Source organism: Streptomyces sp. B1866 (assembly GCF_031932565.1).
GTDB lineage: Bacteria > Actinomycetota > Actinomycetes > Streptomycetales > Streptomycetaceae > Streptomyces.
Window position 1 is genome coordinate 1 of sequence record NZ_JAVSCF010000401.1, and the last position, 3,504, is coordinate 3,504.

Genomic DNA, 3,504 nt, shown 5'->3' on the forward strand with positions numbered 1-3,504 from the left:
CGGGTGGCGGCGGGCGCGCCGCTCCTGGGCGCCGCGTGCGCGCCGCGCCGCGACCCGCCCGCCGCCTCGGCCGGAACCGCCAGGTACGCGGCCGTGTCCTCGGCCGACAGCGCGAGCAGCGCCGGGCCGAGCAGTGCGGGGAACTGGTCGGCGGCCCGTACCAGCGCGGCCGTACGGGCCTGGCAGTCGGCGCAGCCGTCGGCGTGCAGGGCGACGAGTTCGGCCTGGCGCGGCTGGTCCGCGCCCCGTACGTGCGCGGGCAGCCGGTCCCAGTACTCCCGGCACGCCGGGGCGGCCGGGGCGCCGGGCTGCGCGCCCAGGAACGACTGCCGCAGACCCTCCCGGGCCCGCTGGAGCAGGGTGACCGCGGCTCCGCGGCCGGCGCCGACGGCCCGGCCGACCGCGTCGAGCGGCTGGTTCTCGACCTCCGCGAGCCACAGGGCCTTGACCCAGCGCTGCGGCAGCCGGCCGAGGAGGCGGGCGAGCAGTGCGACGTACGCCACCCGCTGCGGCGGCTCCGGTGCCGCGTCCCGCTCCGCCGCGGGAGCGAGGTCCCGTACGGCGGCGGTGAGGGCGGCGGGCACGTCGGTGACGGTCTGGCCGTCCCGCAGCCGCCGCCAGACGCGGTAGCCGGCCTCGGCCACCAGGTCGGCGGCCAGCAGGCGGTCGTCGGTGAGGGTGCGGGCGTAAGCGAGGAGGCGCGGACGCTCGGTCCCGCACTGTTGGGCGTAGGTGTGCGCGTCGGGCGCGGCGAAGCCTTCGTGCATGGTGGTATTGCCTGTCGGATGGTGCCTCGCCCCGGCCGCGGAATTGTCACAACTTCGCACGCCGGCGAGTTCGAGCATGGATTTCGACAGCCTAAACGGCAAATGTCCACTGTCAAACGTCGTCGTGACGCACATCACTCTCGTTCTCGGGGCACTGCGGTATGGACCCGGGCGTCTTAGGAGTCGTACGTCAGGCAAGGACCCGCACGCGTCACTAGGGAGTCGGCGTTGTCCACGATCATCGACCAAGCCGTCCAGGCCCGCCTCATCGCGTCGACGCCGGAGGCACGCGCCATTCCCGCGGGTCTGCACTACGAGCGCCAGGACCCGTTCGCGGTCCGGGTGTCCTTCCCGCCCGCCGCCTCGCTCGACGGGACGGAGGTGGACTGGGTCTTCGGCCGCGAGCTGCTGGCCGCGGGCCTGCGCGGGCCCGCGGGCAACGGCGACGTGCACGTGTGGCCGTGCGGGCCGGAGCGGACGGTCATGGAGTTCCACGCGCCCGAGGGCATGGCGATGGTCCAGTTCGACACCGCCGACCTGCGGCTGTTCCTGTTCCGCTCGTACGCGGTGGTGCCCGAGGGCGACGAGGACGCGGAGCTGGACCTGGACGAGGAGCTGGCGGCGCTGCTGCGGGAGGCGTGAGGCGGCGCCCGGCGGCCGGCACCTGGCGGCCGCCGGGCGCCGTCTCAGGCGGCCTTCGCGTCGGCGACGGCCTTGCGCAGCGCGGGCGCGGCCCGGCCCGTCCGCAGCGCCAGCTCGGCGATCCGGGCCCGGTGCGCCCTGGCGTCCCGCGCCGACACCACCGTACGCAGCTCGGCGGCCGCGGCGAGGGCCACCAGCGCCGCGTCCGCGGCGGGCACCTCGGCCGCGCCCCGCTCGCCGCGCAGCGCCAGCTCGGCGGCGGACCGCAGGCCGGCCACCGCCTCCGGGCGCTGGAGCAGGTAGCCGCGCCGGGGGAACACCCCCAGCACGCGCCGGGTCCGTACGCGCAGGAAGCCCTGGGCCACCAGCCGGTCGCGGACCGCAGTCAGGGTCAGCCGCGCCTCGTGGCGGACCCACCGCTTCCACGAGCGGGGACGGGACTCCGCGATCAGCTCCAGGAGCCCGTCGAGCACCGGGTCGCCGGTGCGCGCGTCCAGGTCCGGCACCACCGCGCCGCGCTCCTCGGTGATCAGCCCGCGCTGCGCGAGGTCGGCGAGCGCTCCGGCCCGTACCAGCAGGTGGAGGTGGGGGTTGCGGGTCAGGCCGCCGGTGCCGGGATCCCAGGCGAGGAGGTACAGCCGGTCGGCGAGCGGGAGGGGCGGGGCGGGCGCGGGTCCTGCGGGGGACGCGGGAGGCCCGGAAGCCGGGGACGACGGGGGCGACGGGGATGACGGGGGCGAGGCGGGCGAGGGGGAATCGTCAGGCACGGCGGTCTCCGGTGCGTGCGGCGTGGCCCTTCCGCTCCCCACGGTACGGCCGGTGAGCGCGCGCCGGGGGCGTGCGGCCCCCGGCGCGCGGTTCGCCGCCGCGTGGCGGCTACGGCGTCACGCGTACAGCTTGGTGACCGCCGTCGCCGTGGTCCGCCGGAAGGCGGGGACCGGGGCCAGGTCCAGGCCGCCGTTGTCCGCCCACTCGACCACGGTGACGGTCCGGCCGTCCCGGCCCACGCCGTACAGGCCGACGGCCGGCTCGGAGTCGGGCAGCGCGGTGTGGACGCCGTAGACGTGGGCGCCGTCCTCGGCCGTCACCGTGCCGTAGTCGCGCCAGGAGGCGGTCGCCGGCGGGTACTCCCGCCGGTAGTCGGCGGCGCAGGCGCGGATCTTCCGCTCGACGGCCGCGGCGAGCCGGGTGGCGGCGTCCGCGGAGCCGGTGGTGACCACGATCTGGACGGCGTTCGTCTCGTAGTCGGTACGGAAGGTCCGGTGCCCGGCCCCGGACGAGGGCAGCGTGTCCCGGACGCAGTACGGCACGGGCTCGGGCAGCCCCTTGGCCACGCCGTCCGCGTACCAGTCGGAGCGCGGGTGCGGCGGCAGCTCGGTGGCCGCCAGGTAGGCGGGCGCGGCGGTCCGGGCGGGCGCCCGGCGGGCGTGGTCGGCGCCCTGGGCCTGCGCGGTGCCGGCGACGGCCACCAGGGCGGCCGCGGCCGCGGCGCCCGTGACGGCGGCCCGGCGGCGGCGCGTACGGCAGGGAAGGTGCATGGCGGTGGTGCCCCGTTTCTGTCGGTCTCCGCGGTCGGCCCGCGGTCGTCGTGCACGTGTCTGCCCGGCGCCTCGGTCGTGGCGGCGGGACACGGCCAAGCCTGTCGGCACGCCTGCCCCGGCCGCGACACGCGCCGGACCGGGCGGGACACAAAAATGCCTGTACATACGCTGACTTGGGAGGATGACAGCGTCCTGGAACGCGTTCATGGGACACGGGACCGTTCCAGGGGAGGGAGGGGGTGGCTTTCTTGGGGAGCGCCGAGGAGGACGCGACGCACGCGGCGATCGGTGAGTTCGCGCGGCACCTGCGCGAGCTGAAGGACCGCTCGGGCCGCAGCTACGGCGCGCTGGCCGGGCGGCTGCACCTGAGCACGTCGACGCTGCACCGCTACTGCAACGGCGACGCGGTGCCGACCCAGTACGCGCCGGTGGAGCGCTTCGCGCGGCTGTGCGGGGCGGCGCCGGAGGAGCAGGTCGCGCTGCACCGCCGCTGGCTGCTGGCCGACGCGGCGCGCCGGGCCGCGGCCGGGCGGGGGGCCGGCGGCCGCGGACCC

Annotated in this window: 5 protein-coding genes; 2 read left to right on the forward strand and 3 right to left on the reverse strand. The window is 77.1% G+C overall.

All coding sequences use genetic code 11. The annotated features are described in order from the left end of the window. Positions 1–767 (reverse strand): zf-HC2 domain-containing protein (locus RKE29_RS28675; protein ID WP_369016071.1); only part of this gene is annotated, 767 nt, incomplete at its 3' end. A 228-nt stretch (positions 768–995) separates the two neighbouring features. Between RKE29_RS28675 and RKE29_RS28680 the strand changes: the two genes are divergently transcribed. After that, on the forward strand, positions 996–1,409 hold the full coding sequence (locus RKE29_RS28680) for an SsgA family sporulation/cell division regulator (RefSeq protein WP_312008622.1): 414 nt from the start codon (positions 996–998) through the stop codon (positions 1,407–1,409). Between the two features lie 44 nt (positions 1,410–1,453). Here RKE29_RS28680 and RKE29_RS28685 read toward each other — a convergent pair whose 3' ends face one another. Continuing rightward, positions 1,454–2,176, reverse strand: coding sequence for a GPP34 family phosphoprotein (locus RKE29_RS28685; RefSeq protein ID WP_312008623.1), 723 nt, complete (start codon positions 2,174–2,176; stop codon positions 1,454–1,456). 117 nt (positions 2,177–2,293) lie between these two features. After that, positions 2,294–2,947 (reverse strand): hypothetical protein, encoded by a 654-nt coding sequence (locus tag RKE29_RS28690; protein WP_312008624.1) that lies wholly within the window; start codon positions 2,945–2,947, stop codon positions 2,294–2,296. A gap of 251 nt (positions 2,948–3,198) precedes the next feature. Here RKE29_RS28690 and RKE29_RS28695 point away from each other — a divergent pair. After that, positions 3,199–3,504: helix-turn-helix transcriptional regulator (locus RKE29_RS28695; RefSeq protein ID WP_312008625.1), on the forward strand; the 306-nt coding region annotated here is incomplete at its 3' end.

What these genes read in the sequence shown, in the direction of transcription:
- RKE29_RS28690 (WP_312008624.1), bottom strand. Translation starts at nt 2,947, where the DNA reads ATGCACCTTCCCTGCCGTACGCGCCGCCGCCGGGCCGCCGTCACGGGC.